Source organism: Ruegeria sp. BHSA163, from assembly GCF_059613365.1.
This window is the reverse complement of the sequence record NZ_JBXWSJ010000030.1, coordinates 1-24,104: the sequence shown is the minus strand read 5'-3', so window position 1 is coordinate 24,104 and position 24,104 is coordinate 1. Positions and strand designations below refer to the sequence as shown.

The window sequence follows — 24,104 nt, the reverse complement described above, 5'->3', positions numbered from 1 at the left end:
TCAGCAATCAGGTGGAAAACAAAGCGTTTTCAATTATATGATCTCCGACCCGTAACGCATTTGCCGCAATAGTCAGACTTGGGTTCACACCATTCGAGGTTGGCATAAAGGACGAGTCCACGCAAAACAGGTTATGCAGATCATGCGCCCTGCAATTTCTATCCAACACGCTTGCGCCTGCGTCGTCTCCAAACCGGGCAGTACCGCAGGCATGCGCATGATTGATTTGAGGAAGTCTGTTCAGGTGCAAGCGCCGCCGCCGCGGAAGCGCCGCATTGATCATTTTGGTGAACACTGCGCGCCGAGACATAAGCTCATCTGAGACGTTATAAACGACTTTTATCTGATCGGTTCTTTCCCCGCCATTTGCGACGTGATTTTCCGTATTCGGAAAATCTTCGAGTATGCCGACATATAATTCCGCATTTCCCAAAACCTTTGCGGCAATCGTCGATACGAAGTGCGTGGAGTGGTGTTTGAAGGTCTGCTTAAGCGAACTTCCTTTTTCAACCGATTGAGAAAGAAAATGCGAAATTGTGCGATAGTCTGCAGATACGCCCAAGGCTTGAAAAACGCCTAGTCGGAATTGGCCCGAAGTGTAAAAGTCCTTCATGGAGAATGTTTTACTGTATTCTGATCCATCATGGTGCAACCCGGACCAAACCGCAAAAAATTCATTCAAATGAAACATCAAATTTTGGCCGAGCAGACCAGACCCGTTCGCGCATCCATTTGGCCAATATTCGCTAATTGATCTTTGGAGGATGCGCGGCGAGTTCAATGCTCCGGCGGAAAGAATGAAAACCTTGGCATTCAAAAGAAATGTCTTGCCTTTGCAACGGACTTCAAGCTGATCGATTGCGTCCGTCGTTCCGTGGAACCTAACAGCCTCGCACCAATCTAAAAGTTCGGCGTTTCCGGTCGCAAGAGCTGGATCAACCCCCGCAGTGCGCCCATCCATCTTGCAACCGCGCGGGCACTTTCGCCCAAAACACATCTTGCAGTTATCAAGGAACTTTGCCCCCGTTGGGCTTCGATAAGGGTTCAGGCCATAAGTTTGGAAAAACTGTCTTAGTTTCTTTTGATATTCGGTGTCCTGCTTTGGCGGAGCAATTGCATTTTTGCCTGACGGTTCTACAGGGTTTCTTTCCCCCACGACATGATACAGATGTTCTGCTTCCGCAAAGTACCGATCAAATTCCGCGTATTTCACGGGCCATCCCCCAGTCGGGTGAGGCCGAGAATCGGTTTCGTCAATGTCTTCCGGAGCCGGCCTTTCCAACGTGGAAGCATAAAAAGACGATGTACCGCCTACACCGGCGCCAATCCCAAAGTCCACAGAGGTTGTCTCACCGTTTGATGTAATTGACGCGTCGCTGGGCCATATCCCGTGCAGCATACGCGAATACTCGTCACCAACCGGGTAACCGTCTTGCTCTTCGGTACTCGGTCCATACGGGCCATATTCAACAAACAAAACTTTTGCGCCGGCTTCGGCAAGTCTTCGACCAATCGTACCGCCACCGATTCCTGTGCCTATTACGATGGCATCCCATGTCTTGGAAAGGATTTCTTCAATGCTCATCTTTTTTTCTAGGCCAATACTCGTTCACTGGATTTCTGGGTTTCATTATGCGTCTCGAATAGGTGTATTCTTTGGACGCAAGAAGGTTGTGGTTAAGGGGTTCAATTCATCATGCGTTTGATTTCATTTGCTACTGCTTCTGCGGACTTAGCCTGTCCCTTCGCGTTCCAGTGATCGTCTCCTCCTTTAAGAAACAAGTCGTTCACATCGCCACTTTTCAAGACGGGATATAGATTCAAGACCTCTTGATCATGGTCGACTACCGAAGCTTGCAGCAGGTTCGTCAGGTTTTTCGGATTGTAAGTTGGATACTTTTCCTTGTTGATCTGCCCCGATGAATGGGCACCATCCAGCAGATCCATCGGATGTGGAATAACAACGAATAGTAAAGGTACGTTCGCATTCGCAGCTACAGTAGATATCTCGCCTATGATCGCGTCCATCAGTCTGATCTTCAAGTCAGCCGATGCTGAGCTCGGGGAAACGGCAATATCCGTTGAATAGGGGTCGACAGCGAATTCTCCAACGATTTTCTCACCGGCAACAAAGCTTTGGTATTCTTCCTGATGCCTGGCCATAGCCCAGTCAATCCACGCCTCGGGGTCGAATTGTTCGGGTGTCGTTCCGCTGTTTCGTAGCGCTTTCAACGTACGTCGAAGCACCCGGACAATCGCCAGTTCGCTTTCGTTTAACTGCCCCTCCCTTGCTTGTTCGGCGCTCAGAAAAAACTCGCGCTCAACAAGACTGCCGTCACCGTCCAGATCGTACATACGGTTGCGCAGTAAATCCCCAAAATCGTTCCCCGAGAAAATGGAAACAACCACAAAATCCGGACTGTACTGATCCAGTTCTGTTTGCATTCGCCGCAAAATCTGATCTGGGCCATAGCCCGAGATACCCGCGTTTATAACTTCTGAGTCAACTGCCAGCTTTTCGGTCAGATCTTTCTGCAATACAGATGTAAACCGCTCGTCGAACGGAGTGTAATTCGCATGAATAAACGAGTCACCGTAAACCAAAACACGGAACTCAGCTGGTGGATCGCGCAGCTCTGGGCCTACGAAACCGTCGGTGTTTACCTGATAGAGAACGGTTGCGCCTCCAAATTCTTGCGGATGGGTCAACACACCAGATGAGCCTGGCTTTAGTTGAAAAAGCAACCTGTCGTCATATTGGTAATTAGTAAAATAGTTTGGTCGGAACATCACCTGAAGTAAAATTTCCACGGCAACAAGCGATAGAATGGTTGCCACAAAGATAGAAAAATAAGTCGAGGCTGCGCGAGTAGGTAAAAACGCTGCGGCCATCGTGATCAGACCAGCAATCAATACTACGCTTTGGAAAAGACCAAACCCAGCTCCTCCACCTATGCTGGGGTGATCCGACAAAGCCCATATACACAGCCCTAAACCACTGATCAGGCAGGCGGATCGTACGATCAAACTACCGTGCTTGGTGGGTTTATTTTTTGCCATAATTAACCTCGGCCTTTAGACGTGCCAAAAGGCTGGACCTTATCGCGAGGCTCGTTGTCATTTAGTCCAGTTCGTATTTTTGTTTGTAATCTTCTGCCAACTTTGGATCCTGCTCCTCTTTCATTAGAACAGAGTTCCCCACTACCAGATACTCGATATCGGTTCCCATGAAGCAACGAAATGCATCCTCTGGCGTACAAACAATCGGTTCTCCTCGCACATTGAAAGACGTATTCACGACTATTGGGCAACCCGTACGTTGTTTGAAAGCAGAAATGAGTTGGTGGTATCTAGGGTTCGTGTCCTCATGAACCGTTTGAATGCGAGCCGAATAGTCAACATGGGTAATGGCCGGAATATCTGACCGTTTTACATTTAGTTTTTCTATTCCAAACAATTCATTTTCTTCTGCAGTCATTTCCCGGCGATGTTCCGGTTTCACTGTGTCAACCATAAGCATGTAAGGACTGTCTTCGTCAAAGTCGAACCACTCGGACACATCTTCTCTTAGGACAGATGGCGCAAATGGCCTGAAGCTTTCGCGATACTTTACCTTAAGGTTTAGGGTGCGCTGCATCGTTTCTGAACGAGGGTCACCCAAAATAGAACGCCCGCCCAAGGCGCGTGGACCGAATTCCATCCTACCATTGAACCAGCCGACTGCTTTGCCGCCTTCCAAGGCATCTACCGTTTTTGAAATTACTTCATCTTCCGATAAAGTGCTGAATACGGCTCCTGCCTCGCTCAGGCGTTTTTCGATATCTGCCTGTTCGAACACCGGGCCAAGGTAAGATCCCTTCATTCGGTCTTTTCCGGGTTGCGCGGCCTTTCGGGGGTTACCCAATTCACCATGCCACGCTGCGTAAGCCGCACCCACCGAACCTCCGGCGTCACCTGCCGCAGGTTGAATCCAGATGTTTTGGAATGACTGGTCACGCAGAACTTTACCATTCGCCACACAATTCAACGCGACCCCGCCGGCCATGCAGAGATTTGGTATATCGTATTCCTTTGCCAAGCTGCGCGTCAGCCTTAGCACGATCTCTTCCGTGACAGCTTGCACAGACGCTGCAATGTCCATGTGAAACTGCTCGAGCCGGTCGGTTTCAGGTTTGCGGACCGGCGCTCCAAAAAGATCACTGAACTTGTCATTGGTCATCGTAAGTCCAGTGGAATAGTTGAAATAAGACTGGTCAAGGCGATACGAGCCGTCTTTTTTCAGGTCGACTAATTTATCAAGAATTAGGTTTTTAAAGCGAGGTTCACCGTACGGTGCCAGCCCCATGACTTTGTATTCGCCGCTGTTGACTTTGAACCCGGTGTAATAAGTGAATGCAGAATACAACAGGCCGAGTGAATGTGGAAAGTGGATTTCTTTCAGGATTTCCAGGTTTTTGCCCTTGCCGATCGCAACAGTTGTCGTCGCCCACTCTCCAACCCCATCCAGGGTTAGAACGACCGCCTCATCAAATGGTGATGGATAATATGCACTGGCTGCGTGGCTATAGTGATGTTCAGCAAACAGAAGATTTTCTGGTTTGATCGTCCCTTGGCCAAGCTTTTTGAGCTCTTTAAGTAGCAAGCTTTTTTGAAAAAGCTTTTCCCGAAGCCAAACAGGCATGGCAATTCGGAAAGAACCAAAACCTTTGGGTGCGTTTGCTACGTACGTCTCAAGAAGGCGTTCAAATTTCAAAAATGGTTTATCGTAGAACGCGACATGGTCCACATCCGATAGCTGCAGCCCAGCCTCTTGCAAGACATAAGAAATTGCGTTCTCTGGAAATCGCGCATCATGTTTTTTTCGAGTAAAACGCTCTTCTTGCGCTGCGGCGACAAGCTCACCATCAATCAGCAACGCGGCCGCGCTGTCATGATAGTACGAAGAAATACCAAGGATCGCGGTCATACTAAAACAATGTGTATATGAAAGGCGCGACGGCCGAGCCTTGGGTCAGAACGATCAGGCCACCAAAGATAACCATGACTACCAGAATGGGCAGAAGCCAGAATTTCTTTCTGACTCTCATAAAGGTCCAAAGTTCGCTAAAAAAAGACATGTAGATTTTCCTGTACAGAACTATTCAAGTGTCGTTTAGAATTGTTGCCGCATCGTCGACTGGTTGCTTTTTTCCGGATCTACATCGATCCAGTAGGTATCAGCGTCGTGGTCGATTTTTTGACCGATTGGATCCGAATTAAACAATCGTCTGATTAATCCAATTGGTGTGACAGTCGTAAAAAAGATTAGGCCCATGACAATCGGCGAAATGATACTGTTCAATAGCATCCCGAACTTAAACCACAGGCGATTCAGCGGTCGCAGTATTTCAGGACGAACAATACCAGCTACGAGAAAGCCCGCTGCGACTAACAAAGACCAAATTCTTACGTCACCGCCAAAAAACACCGGGAACAAGGCTATGATGAAGAAAACGGTAGCAAACACCCAGGCGAAAGAACGTTCGGATCCCATTTGGACTTCGGTCTTACCGTCCAGGTCCAGCCCGCCGGGTTTTGATTTCGCATTCTCAGATCCGAACATGATTCGACAACTCTTACACTCACCAGTCGGGTCGGAAGTTACCTGAACCCAGACTGATTAAAAACGCAGAATCGGAAAATTCCAAAAATTCGCGATTATGAGTAGCTACAGGCGAAATCTTAGGGACAATAGGTGGAATGAGTGAACATTGTCCAAAGGTGGGCAACGGGACCATTCTTTTCAAATTTTGGTCTGAGAAAAGTTGTTACGGCAGAATGAAGCCAAAAAACTAAAACGGTATTTAGGGACCCAGAAAATACGTTTCTCCGAAATTTCCCCTTTTGTGTTAAGAAAGTTCTGTTCCACATCTCCTGTGCCGTCTGTCGTGCCAGGATTTCACTGATGCGCTGTCTGAAACCCGAAAACAGCGTCTAAATCGCTGCTGTTCTGCTTTTCGGTCACCACGGGCGGTGCGTTGCATTGACTTAATGGACGTAATTGTCAACTTCAGAGACAGGTTCGTAATAGGTAAAAAAACATTATGCAGCGGTTTTCCCTTAAATTTTTGGTTGTAACTGCGTTTGTACTGACGTCCGGCACGGGTGTTGTGCAGGCGCAATCTGGCGACAATCTGGCAATTGCCGGGCATATCAACTCACTATGGAATCATGCACTTCATAGTACCAGCAAGCGTACCTCTGTTTCATCCTGGCTCGATACGATGCAGGCTGCGAATGGGCACCGTTATGCTGAACGCATGGAATTTGGGTTCTTTGACAGTTTTGCCGCGCCACCAAATGCGTCGTCCACAGGGAATGTTAATGGCGGTTCTGGCATTAGCGCGTTGGGCTCCGAGGGATGGTCCAAAATCCAATATGGATTTAACGGCACTGCGCGCGGTGGTGACATTGTGTTTTCGTCTGACAATTTCGGCATGGGGGTAGTTTCACCGCCGCGTATGAAAATACGACCAAGCGACGACGGAAACCTGACGCCGCAGAGAACAAGCTACATCGAAGCCGCTTCGGACTTGATTGCCGGATATGAGGCCAACGTCAAAGCCCCCAAGCGTTACTGGATTTTCTCTGGCTTGCCTGGCTTCGACGAATATTCATACGGGACTTGGCCATCTGATACGAATATCGAACCTTGGAAGGTTCACGTGCGAGGGGATTGGACGGATTGGCAGACCGAATTTGTCGAAGGTCTCAGAACTGCAAATCCTGGATATGAAATTGGGTTGATTAATGCCGCCGAGGTTTTTGTTGATACCTGGGAAAACGTCGTTCCAGATATGACACATACAGATTGGTTTGAAGACCTGGCGCCACATGGTCATCCGGACACTTATGCTGTTCTTGCTGCAATTGTATACTCGACGTTTTTTCAGGCGGAAGCCCCGGATATTTCCAAGGTCTTGGGAAGAGCATCGGTTGATCCAAGAGTTGTTCAGAATTGGACTAAGATTACTGATTATGTAAACCGCGCGGTTAACGGCTAGTGTGTGTCCGTCTGATGCTCCAGCCAAATAGAGTTTCGCATGTAAACCCTAGAGCGCCAACGTCATCGCAGATGAAAATAGGCGCTGCAGCGTCTCCAACTGGGATCTGAGTTGTGTCACTAGTATCCCAAATTCAGCTTGTGCTGCGCGGAGACAGCATGAAAGCTCGGGCCATCCGCGGCACGGCTCTTAGCATTATTAGTTTTGGCAGCGGCCAATTTATTCGCCTGGTTTCAAACCTCATTTTGACCAGAATACTGTTTCCGGATGCTTTCGGTCTTATTGCCTTGGTTCAGGTCCTGTTGATCGGGCTGGATAACTTTTCAGATTTCGGCATCGGCCCTGCAATCATTCAAAGCAAACGTGGAACTGAAAAGGACTATCTGAACACGGCCTGGACCATTCAAGTTGTCCGAGGTTTTGTTTTGTGGATTATCGCCTGTGCTCTTACGATTCCTGTAGCCGAGTTCTACCGGCAACCCGAATTGCTCCACGTCATTCCCGTACTGTCATTGGTTACCATTATCGATGGGTTTTGCTCTACCCGAAGATATTCAGCCACACGAGAAATCAAGCTAGAGTGGGTCACGGTCGTTGAGTTGGCGTCGCAGCTATTGGGCACATTGATAATGATCCTTGTCGCATTGTGGTTGCGGTCAGTTTGGGCGCTGGTTGTTGGAAGTATGGCCCTCTCTCTTATCAATACAGTGTTGTCTCATATCCTTATACCCGGTCCAAGAAACACGTTTCGCTGGGACCGCGAAGCTTTCCATGAGATTTTTCATTTCAGCAAATATATTTTCATAGGCACGATCGCCGGATACTTCCTTCAGCAAGGCGACAGGCTGATACTCGGTCGGTATGTTTCTTTGAATGATTTGGCGATTTTTTCTATTGCCCAAATCTTTGCGACTTTACCATTGGTGATGAGCTTTCAGCTTGTAGAAAGGATTGTGCTTCCACTCTATAGGAACCGCCCACCGATAGAGAGCGATTCAAACCGCATAATGGTTGGGCGTGCTCGTGCGTTGTTGGTGGCAAGTCTACTGTTGATGACTGCCGTATTAGGCGTTTTTGGAGAATCTCTAATCGAGTTCTTGTATGACGAACGGTATCATCTTGCTGGTCCGTTCCTTGTTTTGATCAGTATATCCATTATCCCCCGGCTAATTTTCGGCGGCTACAATTTTGTCCTGCTTGCAAATGGAAATTCTCGAGCCTTCACGATACTGACCTGTTGTTCCGCTTCGTTCAGAATGTGTGCGCTTGTGATTGGGATTCAACACTACGGTGTGGTCGGAGCAATCGTTGCACCGGTCATAGCGGATATATTGGCCTATCCGTTTCAGATCGCTTACGTCAATCAATACAAGGGATGGTATGGTCTTTATGACCTTGGATTGCTGGCATTTGGAGTTTTGATTGCAGCAGCCGCTTTTTGGGCTAATCCGGCGGCCCTGGCGCTAATTCTGGGGTGAAGCGGCCAACACTAAACAACTCAGCACGCGTGTGTTGGACCAATCCAATTGTTGATCTGTTTGGCAAATGCGCAAACTCTCTTTGCTCTATTGGCGGGTGTGTCATAAACGGCAATGTTCGGACTGCTCCATCCACTGACGAAAAATTGCCAAGCAGTGAACACTTCGTTTGGTGCAGCGTAAGTCGCTGCGAACCGGTCGGCGTCAAACTCTCTCTGGAAAGGGTGAATGTGCGGGTTCAAGTGGTGTCCCAAGGCCACGTGCCCGTGCTCATGAACTCGAAAGAACCCGCATGCTGCGCCTATATTCTGACAAATAGTGGGATTGTAAATTATGACTGCACCCGTCGGAGAAGTCGGGTCGGGAAAGACTGCAGCGATATCATTATAGCTGGCATTTGGTATCTCCGGCGTCGCCGTTTGTGCTGAAAGAGGAGAATAGTAAAGCATTAGAAGTATTCCAAGAATAAAGTATTTCATTGCTGTCTCTAAATGAAAATCATTGGCTGCTATGTAGATACACACTCAACTATAAGTTGTGCTCAAATATGGCGGTGAAATTTTACGTTTTGTCAGTTTCCGTTGCGAGGTTAAGACACTGGTTGCTGTAGCGAGAGCGTTCGAGAGCTTAGTACTGGAAGGTTTTATTCCCAAAACGTACCCTTCTTCCTAAGTGTGCGTGGGTTTTGATCATCATTAGTGTGGGCTTCCCCATCCCTTGTTTCAAAATGAATAAAACACCCTTGACTTGAAAAATTTCACTTTCAATTTTAGCCGAAAACATGATTATTCTCAGAGGCACCTAAAATCGATTTTCACAATATTTAATATTAGATGAAGTATAAGGCAAACTCTATACAATGGTTGAATTAATTTCATATATAGATGTTTTTATTGCCATTTCGAACTTTTATTTGTGGAGCACGATGTTTTTGTTGGCGCATTTCATTCCACTTTTTAAATTTAAAGAAGATTTTGTCGAATTTTATGTGAAAGTTAGAGGATCCCCGCCATCGCAGGCTAAGCTAGTACTAAACCTCTACGGAGCAGGAAGTTATTTTTTTATTTCTGAAAAATTTTGGAAGTCACCAACTGTAAGTTCGATAAGAATATGTCCGACAATATCTTTGCTTCGACTGTTGTTAATGCAATTTTTGAGTGTGGTATTTTCTACGGCGCTTTGGTCTGTCACAATTTTCCTTTGGGTCAGTGATTAATTGCTAACGCTTTTAGTAAAATTATTTTTCCCACCAAAGTTTGTTCAACACACGGGAATAAAAAATAATTTAACAAGATAACGCAATTTGATGATCCTAAGCAATGTTAGAACCCGGAAAAAGGAAGATAATTTGATTATGTGTTCAAAAAACTAATAATAATTCAGACTGACTTCCGAAGGCGGTGATTGAATTTATTTATGATGTCCTCGCGAACTTTGTAGGGAGGGAGCAAACCACTCGCGATGAATTAGATGAAGTGGCTCACCTAATGTAGTTCGCTCTGCTTCGCCTTGATTTGACTTCTGGTGTTTCCAAGTCCCTTTGACACTTATCTGATCATATCCGGCGAATTGAACGATAGATCCAACCCAGGAGTCCATGAGCAACTAGCGTGCCTCAGCTTGGGACTCAGGAATCTAAAGCGCAAGAGATTAGATCAATGGATCCAAACTGAGCGCCCAAGTGTGATCAAATTTAATGGCAATCCGGTAATATTTACCCGGAAAATAAATGGTAGCGGAGGTCCGTCTTGGACACAAACCCCACACATTAACACTCTGTAAAATATGGGTGCCGTGACCTTCAAGGGGTAAGCCGAAAGGTCAATTGTCGTAGCGGTGCCCTGACTGGCGAATTCGATCAAAAGAAATTGGCCTTCACCGGGGTGCTCTGCGTTGAAGGCTGTCGCTATTGCGGCAAGGCGAACGTCTTACATAGCCTCCAAGGTATGCTGGAGGCCATTTCGAATGTGATCTTCCAACAACCTCTTCGCCGTGTCGGCGTCTCTGGCCAGCGCGGCATCGAACATGCCCTTGTGCTCTTTGACGGCCTCTTCGCCGCGATAGGTCAGCACGAGCATCTGATACCGCAGATACTTGTCGTAGATGATCGAGTGCAGCGACAGAAGGTTCTTGGAATTGCAGGCCGCGATCATCGCTTGGTGAAACTCCCAATCATATCGTTTCCAGGTTTCTTTCTCGGACTCGTCGCCCTTGAGAAGCTGCTGTTCCATCAGGTGCAGTTTGTGGTGCGCGGCAACGAGGTTGCCTTCCCAGTCCGTGTCGCCATTCGCAATGGACAACTCCAACGCGTGGCATTCCAACAGAACGCGCAGCTCTGATATTTCGGTCAGGTCTTCTCGTGAAACTGGCGTAACCAGGAAACCCCGTTGCTCGGGAGCTTCGACAAATCCGTCGCTGGCGAGCCTGTTCAGCGTTTCACGAAGTGTCGAAAGGCTTGCCGAGTAGCGTTCCTTCAAGGCGTCCAGCTTCAGTTTGGAGCCGGGCTGCAGCTCTCCGAAGATGATATCCCGCTTGATGCGCTGATAGGTGTTTGCACCTATCGTAGACGGCTGTTTCGCCATGCGTCTTACCCGATATTATCAGTTTCCTCGTTCACTTAGCATTTTTCGGAGGCATCAACAATCCAAACTGATATATGGTAAAATTAAAAATATCATACATTATTGCGGAATCGCGAAAATCCCAATACGGTCGTGGCCAAGTTGGGCAAAGCAGCCTGATCGCAATCATCGGTTTTGGGATTCTCCGGACCCTTCGGAAGGAAGCAAAGTGTCTAAGAACTTTCGCATTGCCATTGTCGGCATTGGCCTTGTTGGACGCCGCCACGCAGACGCTATCCGAGCGTTGCGCCATGTTGATCTCGTCGCGGTGGTCGACCCCAGCGATGAAGGCCGTGCTTACGCCGTTGAACACGGCGTCACATGTTACGAGACGCTGGAGGCATTGTTCGCAAATCAGATGCCGGACGGTGCTGTTCTTGCGACCCCGACCACGCTTCATGTTGAGCAAGGCCTTACGTGTGTTCGACATGGTTGTCCCGTTCTTGTCGAAAAACCGATCGCCGTAGAAGCCGCTGCTGCGCTTGAGCTTGTTCAAGCAGCGGAGAAGGCCAATGTGCCACTGATGGTCGGACATCATCGTCGACACAATCCTCTGATCCGGTCGGCCAAGGAAGCCATTGTCGATGGGAAGATTGGAGATGTGCGCGCTGTCCATGCGAATTGCTGGTTCTATAAGCCAGACGAGTATTTTGATGCTGCGCCCTGGAGAAAGAAACCCGGTGCAGGGCCCATCTCGGTCAATCTTGTCCACGATGTGGATCTGCTGCGGTACCTGGCTGGAGAAGTCATGACCGTACAGGCTCAATCGGCTGCATCGCAGCGGGGCTACGACAACGAAGATGTTGCCGGTGCTCTGTTGACGTTCGAAAGCGGGGCGATAGGGACGATAAGTGTGTCCGACAGCATCGTAGCTCCATGGAGCTGGGAGATGACGTCTCAGGAATATCCAATCTATCCTTCAACCACTGAGAGTAGCTACATGATAGGTGGCTCTCATGGTTCGTTGTCCGTTCCCGATCTTCGTTTGTGGAGCTACCAGAGTGAGCAAAGGGACTGGTGGACGCCTATCTCATCAACCGCGCTGAAGAAGGGTGCGTCTGATCCTCTGGTCAATCAGCTTAGGCATTTTGTTGAAGTAGCTTTGCACAAAGCAGAGCCGATTGTGTCTGGATGGGAAGGTTTCAGAACGCTTCAAGTTATTGAAGCTATTCAGAATTCCTGCAGAACAGGTGAGACGGTCAGGATCAAAAACCTACAAAAAACACCAAAGGTAGATATGACGGCTGCATAAAAATATCTGATATTTTATAAAAAATCTTGCAAAACGTCAAAAATAGGTCAAAACTCTGAATCGCAAAAAAGAAGCATCATGATGTCTCAGGGAGGAGCAAAGTGATTACCAAACTTACCCGCCGGGCTGCTGTATCAGCCCTGTTTGCAACCGGTGTTCTGTTTAGCGCAACAAGTGGTGTGCTGGCGGAAGACAAAGTGCAACTTCGCCTCGCAACATCAGGATCGGAGACCGACCAGCGCTCGGTCGCTATGGCCGAGGTTTTCGCGCCTATGGTCGCTGATTTCGCAAGCTATGAGCCCAGCTATAATGGCACAATCTTCGCCCAAGGCACCGAGCTGGACGCCATCAGCCGGGGCAACCTGGAAATGTCGATCACCTCGGCGCAGGAACTGGCACAGTTCTTCCCCGAGTTTTCGATCTTTACCGCCGGCTATGTCCATCAGGACGCCGCGCATCAGGTTGCCGTCTTCAACGATCCCTTGATGGACGCGTTCAAACAAAAGGCCGAAGAGGAGCTGGGCGTCAAACTGCTGTCGGTCATGTATCTGGGCCGTCGCCAGGTGAACCTGCGCCAGCCCAAGGATGAATTGACGGTCACGACGCCAGCAGATTTGGAAGGTGTGAACCTGCGGATGCCGGGCACGGATGCGTGGCAGTTCCTTGGCAAAGCGCTGGGTGCCGCCCCGACACCAATGGCCTTCTCCGAAGTCTATACCGCGCTTTCGACCGGTGCCGTTGACGGTCAGGATAACCCATTGCCGACTGTGGTTGATGCCAAATTCTACGAAGTGACCAATCAGATCATCCTGACATCGCATCTGGTCGACCTGAACTATATCGCCATCGGCAAAGAGGTTTGGGACGGGCTGACACCGGAACAGCAAGCCAAGGTTCAGGAAGCTGCGGATGCAGCGGCAGAATCCGGTCGCCAGAAGCAGCTTCAGAAAGAAGAGGACCTTGTCAGCTTCCTCAAGGAGCAGGGCATGGAGGTCTACGAGCCCGACCTCGCGGCGTTCCGTGATCAGGTGCAGTCGATGTATCTCGAAAGCGAATTCGCCGGATCATGGCCGGACGGTGTTCTCGAGCAGATCAACGCTCTGGGCAACTAAGCCCATCTACACAAGGGAGGGAGAACCACAATGAAAGGCTTCACAAAGGGGTTCTCCCGACTGACCGAAGCGATTGCCGGCGGGATGCTGGCGGCAATCTTCCTAATCTTCCTTCTGCAAATTCTCTTGCGGTATTTCTTTACCCCCGCCGGTTGGACGCTTGAACTGATCGGCATCCTCTGGGTCTGGGTGATCTTTTTTAGCTGCGCGTTCATCGTGCGCGAGAGAGATCACGTGAAGTTCGACATCATCTACCTTTCGGTGCCGATGCGCGTTCGTCAGGTCTTTGCGATGCTGGCGGCCGCGGCGATTGTGGTCGGGATGCTCTACAGTTTCCTGCCGACGTGGGACTACATCGACTGGATGAAAATCCGCAAAACCTCGACTGTGCGCAATCCGTTCTCGGGTGAGAAGATACCACTGCGCACCGTGTTCTCAATCTATGCGGTGTTCATGCTGGTCGTAGCTGCGCGGTATGGGTGGTTGTTCTTTGACATCCTGCGAAATGGCCCACCAAAAACCGAGCTGGAACTGGTCGTTGGGTACAACGTGGTTGACGATCATCCCCGTGTCGACGGTGAAGACGACGAGGAAGCAGGCAAATGAGCTTTGAACTTCTTTCCTGCCTGCTCGCGCTCTTTCTTCTGGCAGGCATCGGGACACCTATCGGCTATTCCATCCTTTTGGCCTCATTGGTTTATCTGGGCACGGCCGGATTGGACGTCGCACTCGCGGGCGAGAAAATCCTGCAAGGCTTCTACAAAAGCACGATCCTGCTTGCCGTGCCTTTGTTCATCGTCGCCGCCAATATCATGAACGCGGGGTCGATCACCGACCGCTTGCTGAACTTCTGCGTAGCCGCTGTCGGTCGTTTCAAGGGCGGCCTCGGGCACGTCAACGTGGTAGCGTCCCTGATCTTTTCCGGTATGTCCGGCTCGGCTGTCGCGGATGCCGCGGGGATCGGCAAGATCATCATTGAGATGATGACCAAGGATGGCCGCTACAGCCGAGGTTATGCTGCTGCTATTACCGCGGCGTCGGCGACGATTGGCCCGATCATTCCGCCCTCGATCCCAATGGTTTTGTACGCGCTCGTTTCCAAGGCCTCCATCGGATCTCTGTTCTTAGCCGGTATTCTGCCGGGCCTGATCATGGGCGTCGTCCTCATGGCAATGAACTATTACCTGGCCGGAAAGCGGAACTTTGCATTGGAAGAACCTGTTCCTCTGCGCGAATTGCCGGCTAAAACCGCCAACGCGTTTCCGGCACTGCTGATGCCCGCAATCCTGCTGTACGGTATATATGGCGGCGTCACCACTCCGACCGAAGCCGCCGCAGTTGCTGCATTCTACGCTCTGCTACTGGCAGCGTTGTTCTACCGCGCGCTGACCTTCCGTGGCCTTTATCAAGTGTTCGTCGACAGCGCGCGCTCCTCCGCCGCCGTCGGGGTGGTCATTGGTGGCGCGTTCATTCTGAACTTCATCGTCATTCAGGAACAGATTCCACAGTCGATCTCGGCACTGCTGGAGGGTTCGGATGTTAGCCCGATTGTATTCCTGATCCTCGTAAACCTGCTGATCCTCGCGCTGGGATGCGTGTTAGACGCAACAACGATCATCCTGGTGATCGTGCCCCTGTTCATTCCAACCTGCGAAGCGCTCGGGATTGATCTGGTGCATTTCGGAGTGCTGGTCGTCGTGAACTCAATGATCGGTTTGATCACGCCGCCCTATGGCATTCTACTCTTTGTGATCAACGCCGTGACGGACATTCCGCTACGCGAAATCATCTCCGAAATCTGGGCCTTTCTCGCGGTTCTCATCTTCGCCTTGGTGATAATGATGCTGATGCCGGATCTGGTCCTGTGGTTGCCGCGTATGTTTGGATATCAGGGATAATGTGCCTGTCGGTTTCGACAACGTCGATCCCCGGCGATCTGGCTGAAAAGCTGAGTGCTATCGCTGACGCGGGATTCGGGGGTGTCGAATTACACGAACCGGATTTGACCGCTTTTGACGGACCGCCATCGCAAGTCCGCAAGATTGTATCGGACCTCGGCCTGAAGATATGCCTGTTACAACCCTTCCATAATCTTGAAGGCCAGCCCGAAGCCGGACGTGAGCGCGCCTTTGATCGACTGAAGCGCAAACTCGACCTGATGAGCGAGCTGGGAACGGAATTGCTGCTTATCGGGTCTGCCTTCGAGGTCGATGTCGCTGCGACCGAAGAACAGGTAATCGCAGATCTTGGTGAGGCGGCCCAAATCGCTAAAGAAATGGGGATGCGTCTGGCCTATATGGGCTTGCCATGGTCGGATCTTATTCACTCGGATGAACAGGCGTTAGGCGTCGTTGATGCCGTCGACAGCCCTCATCTGGGTTTGGCTTTGAATTCCTTCTTCTCGCTTGCCGACGGATCCAAACCAGCCCGCCTTCGGGACATTCCCGGAGAGCGGCTGTTCCATGTGCAACTGTCCGATGCACCCCGGCTTGAGATGGATATACGTCGGCTCAAGCGGCACTTTGGGCTTCTGCCGGGGCTTGGGTCGCTGAACCTTGCGGGCTTCGTTCGCGTGTTGTCCCGCGCCGGATACAAAGGGCCTTGGTCGGTTGCACGCGTCAACGAAGCAGCTCCTCAACCCGGTGGCCGAACACTGGCCCGAGACAGCTACAGGTCGCTGGTGAACCTCCTGGATGAGGTATCCCGGACCGAGCCGGGAACCGATTTCGGCATCCCGAACCTGCCGGAACGCGTCTATGCGTCAGGCTTCGAATTCGTCGAATTTACAGCCGACGAAACAAGCGGCGCGCAGCTGGCAGATATGTTGTCAGCAATGTGTTTTCGAATGGAGCGAAAACACGTATCCAAGTCCGTTGAGCTGTGGCGGCAGGGCGCGATAAACATCGTTGTGAATACCGAAAAGGAAGGATTTGCCCATTCGGCGTTCCTGGGTCACGGCCCCTCCGTTTGTGACATGGGGTTGCGTGTCAAAGATGCGGATCAGACGGTTCAGCGGGCGACCGCGTTGGGCGCGCCGAATTTCTCACAACCGGTGGGAACAGGGGAACTGGATATCCCGGCCATTCGGGGCGTTGGTGGCAACGTCGTTCATTTCATCGATGAGAAATCCGATCTCCATCGGGTATGGGACATTGAGTTCGAGCCGGTTGCGAAAACTAAAGCCACCCAACCTGCCGGTCTGCGTCGCATCGACCATCTGGCCCAGACGATGCGTCACGATGAGATGCAAAGTTGGCTACTCTACTACATTTCGACTTTCGAGATGGCAAAATCCCCTATCGTGAACGTCGCCGACCCGTCTGGTGTCGTGCAAAGCCAGGCTATCGAAAGTCCCGAAGGCGAAGTGCGCTTAAACCTGAATGGGGCAGTTGGGCGTCGAACGCTGGCGGCGTCATTCCTTGAAGATGGCTTTGGGGCTGGTGTTCAGCACATTGCCTTCCAGTCGGATGATATTTTTGAAACTTCAGCCCAGTTGCTCAAGTCTGGCTTTCCCAGCCTGTCCATCCCGGAGAACTACTACGCTGATCTGCAAGCGACATTCGGATTGGATGACGATTTGGTCGCCCAATTGCGCAGGGGGAACATTCTCTACGATCGGGCGGCGGGTGCTGAGTATTTTCAGATATACAGCCGCCCCATCTTTAACGGCTTCTTCTTCGAAATTGTTGAACGCCGTATGGGCTATGCCGGTTATGGCGCGCGCAATGCACCCATTCGCCTTGCTGCGCAAAGCAAAACCCAGCCGGTGAAAGAGGTGCAGACGCAATGACCGCGCAGATGACAGACGATGAGCGCGCCGTTCGCCAATGGTGGCGTACCTCCATCATCGACATGAAACCCGGACAGATCTCTTTTCGTGGCAACGCTATAGAGGACCTGATCGGGAACGTATCTCTCCCGCAGATGATCTGGCTGATGGTGCGGGGCGATCTCCCCAGCGACGCACAAGCGCACTTGTTCGAAGCCGCTTTGGTCGCAGGCGTGGACCACGGCCCACAGGCTCCATCAATCGCGGCTGCGCGTATGGCTGCCACCTGCGGGGTAGGTCTCAATAATGCGATGGCGACTGCGGTGAACATGCTGGGCGACGTGCACGGCGGGGCAGGAGAGCAGTGTGCAGAGCTGTACTATAATATAGCAGTCCGCATGGATGCTGGAGCTGCGCTGAATGACGCTGTTCGGGATGGCTTGGACAGCTGGCGCGAGACCTACGGCAAGATCGTATCGGGCTTTGGTCACAGGTTTCACAAGCCCGTCGACCCACGCGCACCACGATTGATGCAACTTGTTCGAGATGCGGCGGCAGAAGGCACAGTTTCTGGCCGGTTTGCCGATATCGGAGAAGAGGTTCAAGCCGAACTCGGTCGTCAACGAGGCGGTCGGCCAATTGCCATGAATATTGACGGCGCGACAGCTGTGATCTTCTGCGAACTTGGCTTTCCTGCGCCCTTGTCGCGAGGGCTGTTCTGCCTGTCCCGCTCGGTCGGAATACTCGCCCACGCTTGGGAACAGATGAACCAGGGTGGCCGCAACAAAGGGCCGATGCCCCCTAATTACTTACCCCTCTACGAAGACAGGAATGATGACACGTGAGACATCGAAATCCTTCCGGGTCGGCCTTATCGGCTGTGGTCGTATCAGCGATATTTATCTAAAAACACTATCCAAATTCTCAAACGTTGAGGTCGTGGCTTGCTCAAGCCTTGACCCTTCGGAAAGCCGCACCAAGGCAGATCAATACGGTATCGCCAAGGCCTGTGCGCCAGATGAGGTGTTTGACGATCCGACGATTGACTGCGTTCTGAATCTGACAATTCCGGCGGCGCATGCCGAAATCAGCCTGCGTGCGTTGGAGGCGGGCAAGCACGTCTATTCCGAGAAGCCGTTGGTTATGAATCGAACGGATGGTAAGGCGATCCTGCACATGGCCTCTGAAAAGGGATTACTGGTCGGTTGCGCGCCCGACACATTTCTTGGCGGTCGCTGGCAGACCGTTCGGCGCTTGATCGACGAGGGTGCCATTGGCAAACCGACAGGGGTTTTTGCCCATGTCGGTACCCACGGGACTGAACGCCACCATCCCAACCCGGATTTCTACTACCAGGCCGGTGGCGGGCCCTTGCTGGACCTTGGGCCATATTACCTGACCGCCATGGTTTGCTGCCTTGGTCCGGTTGACCGGGTCGCCGGAATGGCTCGGCGCACGTTCGACAAAAGGATGATCGAAAACGGCCCTCGCAACGGTGAATGGATGGATGTCGAGGTCGACACGCATTCCCTAAGCCTGCTGCAGTTCTCTTCCGGGGCTATAGGGTCGATGACCATGAGCTTTGACGTCTGGGATAGCGAAACGCCGCGGTTCGAGATCTACGGTGAAAAAGGCACCATCAGCATCCCAGACCCTGACCCGGTACATGGTGCCAACATCTTTCAGGGGGATGTCTGGCTGAAAACGCGGGAGACCTCGCGCTGGTCTCATCAGCCGCGCCCATCCGGTCGCGAAGGCTGGCAGGTGGTCGTCAACAAACACGGGTTCAATGAGGACAGCCGTGGTCTCGGCCTTTTGGATCTGGCCCTGGCGGCGCAAGATGGACGCCAACCCCGTGCAAGTGGAGCGCTCGCCTACCACGTTTTCGAGGTCATGGACGCGATCGAACGGGCACCGAAATTCGGAGCGTATCAGACGATAGAGAGCCGTTGCGCGGCTCCGGAGCCTTTGCCGGTCGATTTCTTAAATGATGAGAGGAAGGAATTGGTTTATGCCGATTGAGACACTCGACTTTGCTCAGCCATTCTTTCGCGTCCAGCACATCACCAGTGAAGACAGAATTTCTGTCGAGGGTCGTGCAATTGTTCTGAACCTTGGGGGTCGAGACCTTTCGGTCGAGGATCAGACCATTGCACCGCTTTCCTCTGTGATCGTGCAAGACAGCACGCTTAGCGGCGTGGAACGTGCAGTCATTGTCCTCGATTTCGACGCCCATGCCGATGAGAACGAGTTGTTCGCATGGGTGAAAGATACGTGGCCATCTGCTTTTGATGTCCGCCAAGAGGAGCGTCTGCGCGGTGTCAGCCACTACATGTCGCCGAAGGTCTTCGTGGGTAACGTTGGGCTGACCATGTACCACTCGGGCTCGGTGCCGCTGAATGTCGGATTGCACAAGGATCATCCATTCTGCCCGGTACCGGGGTTTCGCGAAGTGCATACGCAAATCGTAGGCTTTGGCAAAATGCAGCAATGCCGCGAACGGGACGTTGAAACCCTTTACCTCGAAGAATTCATGGCCCCCGGCACGACGCACAAACCGATGTATGACGCCGAAGGCAACTATCCCTGGCATCAATACGAGACGATTACCCCCAGCATCTTCATGGCGGTGGAAATGCTGCCGGAAGGCGTAATGGTCCCGGAAATGGAGGTTCAGAATGGCTGAGAGACTTTTACCCGAAGACCTGAATTTTGACGGACCTTTCCCCCGGTTGTCTCGCCGTTTGCGGCTGGGCGTTGTTGGCGGCGGACGTATCTCTGTCACGCAGGCAACGGCCGCGCGGATGACCGACCGGTGGGAGGTTACCGCAGGAGCGCTCAGTTCTGACGCCGCGCGAAGCAAGGCGCGCGGGGCCGAGTGGTTCCTGCCGGCAGACAGGTGCTATGCGTCCTTCGACGAGATGGCAAAGGCCGAGGCGGCACGCCCGGATGGTGTGGACGCGGTGATGATCACCACCCCGAACCACGTTCATTTCGAAGTGGCCAAAGCGTTTCTGGAGGCAGGCATTGATGTACTGTGCGACAAGCCCCTGACCAACGAAGTTGCCGAGGCCGAGGGGCTTGAGGAGATCGTCGCGCGCACGGGACAGGTCTTTGCCGTCGGATATGCGATGTCGTGTTTTCCTGTGATCCGGCAGGCCAAACAAATAGTGGCGGAAGGCGGCATCGGTAAAATCAACCAAATCCACGTCGAGTTCATGCAAGACTGGATGACGCCCGAGGACGTGGCCGATGCGCCCCATGTGAAATGGCGGCTGGACCCAAAGATTTCAGGTCCGACCAGCTGTGTCGGCGATATCGGCACCCATGCCGCGCATCTCGCCAGTTTTGTCTCGGGCCTGCCCTTGACCAACCTACGGGCCGAGTTTCATGTCTGCGGCGCGCCAAAGCCTTTGGAAGACACAGCATTCATGTTCACCCGCTATCAAAACGAGGTTCCGGGAACCCTGATGGCGACACGCCTTGCCCCCGGAAATCGAGGCGGTTTGCGCTTACGGATATTCGGGAGCGAAGGAGGCCTCGAGTGGGACTTGGAGAATTCGGAACAGCTGAAGTTCAATCGGTTCGGTGAGCCGGATCGTACCATCAGCCGTGGTCACGGGCATGGTATCGGACCCGGCGCAGAACGTCTGATCCGTACCGCGCGGGGCTTCCCTGAGGGGATTATCGAAGCCTGGGCCAACCTCTATACGGAATTTGCTATGGCCGTAGCCGCGCGTCGGGATGGCGTTACCGTTCCGGATGATTGGCTTACTTATCCCAGTGTCGAACAAGGTGCAGATGGCGTCCGGTTTATTGAAGCCTCCGTGCGCTCACACCAGTCCGGAGGTGACTGGGTCACTCTCTAAGGCTTTGCCAACAAGAATGAAAAACACGCCCGGGCAGTTGCCCGGGCGCTTTCATTTCCTGCTCAGTATTAAAAGTTGATATTTTAAAAAATATCAGATATTTTTTACTACGTGTGATGAATTTGAGATTCGCAGACACGTGGAGCTGCCGTTCATGGTGAAACCCGAAGAGGCTGGCGCAAGCCCCTCTCTCTATTCCTTGGCGCATCTGACGCTGATTGGCTGTACGCCGCCCGAGTTGGTCTATATCGCAGCGCGGGCCGGTTACGATGCCGTCAGCCCCCGCTTCATTCCGATGCATGTGCCCGGTGAATTCACTCAATCTCCAATCGACAAGGCGCAGGTGCATGCCACCAAAACTGCTCTCTCTACCACTGGCTTGAAAGTCCTCGATGTCGAACTTGCGCGCATCACAGAAGATGTCGATCCGCGCAGTTTTGAGCCTTCTCTTGAGATCGGTGGGGAATTGGGTGCCAAGCGCATGATCATGAGCGCGTGGACCAATACCCGCGATGATCGTGACTTCCTGATCGACGTCTATTCGGAAACCTGCGAACTGGCGGCACCCTACGGGCTAACAGTGGACCTGGAGTTCCCAAGCTTTTCCCGCCTTCGTACTCTGGATGAGGCGCTTGACATTGTCCGCGCCTCCGATCAGCCGAATGGCGGTATTCTGGTTGATACGCTTTATCTGCATCTCAGCCGCGTTGATCTCGGAGAGCTTCTGCACGTCCCCTCGGAGTTGTTTCACTTCCTGCATATCTCCGATTGCCTACCCGGGATCGCCGATACGCGCGAGGGTATGATTCAACTGGCCCGCGATGCGCGGCTCTATCCCGGCGAAGGCTGGATTGACTTCACCGGCATCATCGAACGGATGCCACCTGTCGATTATTCTATTGAACTGCCCAACCAAAGTCGCGTTGCCGAGTTGGGATATGAAGAACACGCGCGTCGCTGTCTCAGCCACGCCAAGCGAACATTCGGCGAGGCGCGGTCACAGCGCCGTATGCCCGATGCAGCAATTCCAAAACACCAAGAGGATTATCATGGGCAAAGAGCTCACTGAAAACGACCGCAATATGGCGGCCGATATGCTGGCACGCGCCCGCGCTGCCATGGCCGAAATCGAGGATTGGGATCAGGACAGGTTGGATCGCCTGTCTCAGGCCATTGCGTGGTATGCGGGGAACGAGAAAACCTTTACGCGTCTGGCTCAGCAGGGCGTGGACGAGAGCGGTATCGGTGATCGCGAGGGACGGCCTGCGAAACGGTTCAAAATCCATATGGTACTGCGCGATGTCCTGCGCACGCCCTCGACGGGGGTCGTCGAAGTCGACGAAGAAAAGGGCCTCGTGAAATATGCCAAACCTGCCGGTGTGATCGCGTCTCTGATCCCGATGACCAACCCGGCGATGACACCACCGGTGACCGGCGTGTCCGCCGCGAACGCCCGGAATGCGGTCATCTTCAGCCCGCATCCACGCACCGCCCATACCACCTATGAAATGGTCGAGGTCATGCGCGCGGCCTGCCGCGCCGCCGGTGCCCCCGAAGACCTATTCCAGTCGATCCCCAAACCATCGATCCCGTTAACACAGCACCTCATGGAGATTTGTGATCTGACGCTGGCAACGGGCGGCAAGCCGATGGTCAAAGCAGCCTACAGCTCGGGGCGCCCGGCTTATGGCGTCGGCGCGGGCAATTCGTCCATCGTCATTGATGAGACGGCCGATCTGGATATCGCGGCGCAGAATACGCGTATTTCAAAGACCTCTGATTTTGGGTCCGGTTGCTCAGCCGACGGCAACATCATCATCCAGCGTTCGGTTTACGACGATATGGTCAAAGCGCTTGAGGCCGAAGGTGGATACCTCTGTTCGGATGAAGAGAAGGCCATGCTCGAAGCGGCCATGTGGGATGAGAAGGGAAACCGTACGTTCCCGACCATCGCCTGTCCGCCGCAGCAAACGGCCAAGGTCGCCGGTTTTAGCATCCCCGAAGATCGCAAGTTTCTGATGGTTGAAAATCAGGGGCAAATCGGGCCGCAGCACAAGTTCTCCAAGGAAAAACTGACCACGCTGATGGCGCTTTATCACTTCGAAACGTTCGATGATGCGCTGGAAACGGTCAGCCAGATCTACAACACCGGGGGAAAGGGCCATTCCTGCGGCATCTACAGCCACAATGACGATCACATCGACCGGTTGGCGCGTCTGGCTCCGGTCAGCCGTATGATGGTGCGACAGCCTCAATCCAAGGCCAATGCGGGTGCCTGGACAAATGGCATGCCTATGACCAGCAGCTTGGGCTGCGGCATTTGGGGCGGCAACATCACCAACGAAAACGTCACCATGAAACACATGATGAACTACACCTGGGTCAGTCGTCCGATCCCTGAGGATCGCCCCTCGGAGCCGGACCTGTTCGGTGAGTTCTACGGACAGGAGGTCGCGTGATGGACGGAGCAAAACTGGACGGCAAAACCGTTGCCGAACATATCGTTGACTTTCTCGAACGCCGTGAGGTCAAGCACGTTTTCGGCCTGTGCGGGCACACGAACATTGCGGTTCTGGCTGCGCTGGCGGAAAGTCCCATCGATTTCGTCACAGTACGACACGAACAAATCGCCAGCCACGCGGCGGATGCATATGCCCGCGTGACGGGCAAGGCCTCGGTGGTGCTGTCCCATCTCTCCCCGGGGCTGACCAATTGCGCCACCGGGGTCGCCAACGCCGCACTGGACTGTATCCCGATGGTCGTGATCGCGGGTGACATTCCCACGCATTACTACGGTAAACATCCGCATCAGGAAGTGAACCTGCATGCAGACGCAGCCCAATGGGAGATTTACCGACCCTTCGTGAAGCGCGCTTGGCGCGTGGATCGCGCCGACCTGATGGCCGAGATTCTGGAAAAGGCGTTTCATCTCGCTGAAAGCGGCCAGCCCGGGCCGGTAC

General features: G+C 52.4%; 21 protein-coding genes. 14 read left to right on the top strand and 7 right to left on the bottom strand.

All coding sequences use genetic code 11. From position 1 onward, the window contains the following. Positions 1 to 7 precede the first annotated feature (7 nt). The 5 genes from AC2FNV_RS14575 to AC2FNV_RS14555 form a co-directional block, all read right to left on the bottom strand. Positions 8 to 1,585: a GMC oxidoreductase gene (locus AC2FNV_RS14575; RefSeq protein WP_170604435.1), complete on the bottom strand. Its 1,578-nt coding sequence runs from the start codon at positions 1,583 to 1,585 to the stop codon at positions 8 to 10. A gap of 101 nt (positions 1,586 to 1,686) precedes the next feature. Continuing rightward, positions 1,687 to 3,060 carry an SGNH/GDSL hydrolase family protein gene (locus AC2FNV_RS14570; protein ID WP_170604437.1) on the bottom strand — a complete coding sequence of 458 codons (1,374 nt, stop codon included), beginning with the start codon at positions 3,058 to 3,060 and terminating at the stop codon, positions 1,687 to 1,689. 61 nt (positions 3,061 to 3,121) lie between these two features. Next, a complete protein-coding gene (locus tag AC2FNV_RS14565) occupies positions 3,122 to 4,966 on the bottom strand; it encodes a carbamoyltransferase family protein (RefSeq protein WP_170604439.1) in 1,845 nt (614 codons plus the stop codon). Between the two features lies 1 nt (position 4,967). Continuing rightward, positions 4,968 to 5,117 (bottom strand): DUF5989 family protein, encoded by a 150-nt coding sequence (locus AC2FNV_RS14560; RefSeq protein WP_170604441.1) that lies wholly within the window; start codon positions 5,115 to 5,117, stop codon positions 4,968 to 4,970. 35 nt (positions 5,118 to 5,152) lie between these two features. Continuing rightward, the gene (locus AC2FNV_RS14555; protein ID WP_170604443.1) at positions 5,153 to 5,602 is read right to left on the bottom strand and encodes an SxtJ family membrane protein; all 450 of its coding nucleotides are present in this window, start codon (positions 5,600 to 5,602) and stop codon (positions 5,153 to 5,155) included. 481 nt (positions 5,603 to 6,083) lie between these two features. Between AC2FNV_RS14555 and AC2FNV_RS14550 the strand changes: the two genes are divergently transcribed. Both AC2FNV_RS14550 and AC2FNV_RS14545 read left to right on the top strand, forming a co-directional pair. Continuing rightward, a complete protein-coding gene (locus AC2FNV_RS14550) occupies positions 6,084 to 7,043 on the top strand; it encodes a hypothetical protein (RefSeq protein WP_170604445.1) in 960 nt (319 codons plus the stop codon). Positions 7,044 to 7,201: 158 nt separating this feature from the next. Next, entirely contained in the window at positions 7,202 to 8,521 is a 1,320-nt protein-coding gene (locus AC2FNV_RS14545) for an oligosaccharide flippase family protein (RefSeq protein ID WP_170604447.1), read from the top strand. A 20-nt stretch (positions 8,522 to 8,541) separates the two neighbouring features. Here the strand turns inward: AC2FNV_RS14545 and AC2FNV_RS14540 are convergent, their stop codons facing one another. After that, complete coding sequence (locus AC2FNV_RS14540) at positions 8,542 to 9,000, bottom strand: M48 family metalloprotease (RefSeq protein ID WP_170604449.1); 459 nt, start codon at positions 8,998 to 9,000, stop codon at positions 8,542 to 8,544. Positions 9,001 to 10,449: 1,449 nt separating this feature from the next. Continuing rightward, positions 10,450 to 11,103 (bottom strand): GntR family transcriptional regulator, encoded by a 654-nt coding sequence (locus AC2FNV_RS14535; protein WP_170604451.1) that lies wholly within the window; start codon positions 11,101 to 11,103, stop codon positions 10,450 to 10,452. A 208-nt stretch (positions 11,104 to 11,311) separates the two neighbouring features. Between AC2FNV_RS14535 and AC2FNV_RS14530 the strand changes: the two genes are divergently transcribed. The 12 genes from AC2FNV_RS14530 to AC2FNV_RS14475 form a co-directional block, all read left to right on the top strand. Continuing rightward, complete coding sequence (locus tag AC2FNV_RS14530) at positions 11,312 to 12,394, top strand: Gfo/Idh/MocA family protein (RefSeq protein WP_170604453.1); 1,083 nt, start codon at positions 11,312 to 11,314, stop codon at positions 12,392 to 12,394. Between the two features lie 101 nt (positions 12,395 to 12,495). Further along, on the top strand, positions 12,496 to 13,506 hold the full coding sequence (dctP, locus tag AC2FNV_RS14525; RefSeq protein ID WP_170604455.1) for a TRAP transporter substrate-binding protein DctP: 1,011 nt from the start codon (positions 12,496 to 12,498) through the stop codon (positions 13,504 to 13,506). Between the two features lie 30 nt (positions 13,507 to 13,536). Continuing rightward, entirely contained in the window at positions 13,537 to 14,112 is a 576-nt protein-coding gene (locus tag AC2FNV_RS14520; protein ID WP_170604457.1) for a TRAP transporter small permease, read from the top strand. Then, positions 14,109 to 15,404: a TRAP transporter large permease gene (locus tag AC2FNV_RS14515; RefSeq protein ID WP_170328647.1), complete on the top strand. Its 1,296-nt coding sequence runs from the start codon at positions 14,109 to 14,111 to the stop codon at positions 15,402 to 15,404. Before AC2FNV_RS14520 ends, AC2FNV_RS14515 begins: the two co-directional genes overlap by 4 nt. Then, a complete protein-coding gene (locus AC2FNV_RS14510) occupies positions 15,371 to 17,296 on the top strand; it encodes a bifunctional sugar phosphate isomerase/epimerase/4-hydroxyphenylpyruvate dioxygenase family protein (RefSeq protein WP_367648112.1) in 1,926 nt (641 codons plus the stop codon). Before AC2FNV_RS14515 ends, AC2FNV_RS14510 begins: the two co-directional genes overlap by 34 nt. After that, positions 17,293 to 18,120, top strand: a complete 828-nt coding sequence (locus AC2FNV_RS14505) for a citryl-CoA lyase (protein WP_437436812.1) — start codon at positions 17,293 to 17,295, stop codon at positions 18,118 to 18,120. The genes AC2FNV_RS14510 and AC2FNV_RS14505 overlap by 4 nt, the downstream gene beginning before the upstream one ends. Then, on the top strand, positions 18,107 to 19,297 hold the full coding sequence (locus AC2FNV_RS14500) for a Gfo/Idh/MocA family protein (RefSeq protein WP_170604459.1): 1,191 nt from the start codon (positions 18,107 to 18,109) through the stop codon (positions 19,295 to 19,297). Before AC2FNV_RS14505 ends, AC2FNV_RS14500 begins: the two co-directional genes overlap by 14 nt. Next, positions 19,287 to 19,961 carry a hypothetical protein gene (locus tag AC2FNV_RS14495; RefSeq protein ID WP_170604461.1) on the top strand — a complete coding sequence of 225 codons (675 nt, stop codon included), beginning with the start codon at positions 19,287 to 19,289 and terminating at the stop codon, positions 19,959 to 19,961. The genes AC2FNV_RS14500 and AC2FNV_RS14495 overlap by 11 nt, the downstream gene beginning before the upstream one ends. Then, positions 19,954 to 21,144, top strand: a complete 1,191-nt coding sequence (locus AC2FNV_RS14490) for a Gfo/Idh/MocA family protein (protein ID WP_170604463.1) — start codon at positions 19,954 to 19,956, stop codon at positions 21,142 to 21,144. The genes AC2FNV_RS14495 and AC2FNV_RS14490 overlap by 8 nt, the downstream gene beginning before the upstream one ends. Positions 21,145 to 21,298: 154 nt before the next feature. Further along, positions 21,299 to 22,213, top strand: a complete 915-nt coding sequence (locus tag AC2FNV_RS14485; RefSeq protein ID WP_170604465.1) for a sugar phosphate isomerase/epimerase family protein — start codon at positions 21,299 to 21,301, stop codon at positions 22,211 to 22,213. Next, a complete protein-coding gene (locus tag AC2FNV_RS14480) occupies positions 22,194 to 23,603 on the top strand; it encodes an aldehyde dehydrogenase family protein (protein ID WP_170604467.1) in 1,410 nt (469 codons plus the stop codon). The genes AC2FNV_RS14485 and AC2FNV_RS14480 overlap by 20 nt, the downstream gene beginning before the upstream one ends. Next, on the top strand, positions 23,603 to 24,104 hold a 502-nt coding region (locus tag AC2FNV_RS14475; RefSeq protein WP_496773701.1), incomplete at its 3' end, for a thiamine pyrophosphate-binding protein. The genes AC2FNV_RS14480 and AC2FNV_RS14475, both read left to right, overlap by 1 nt.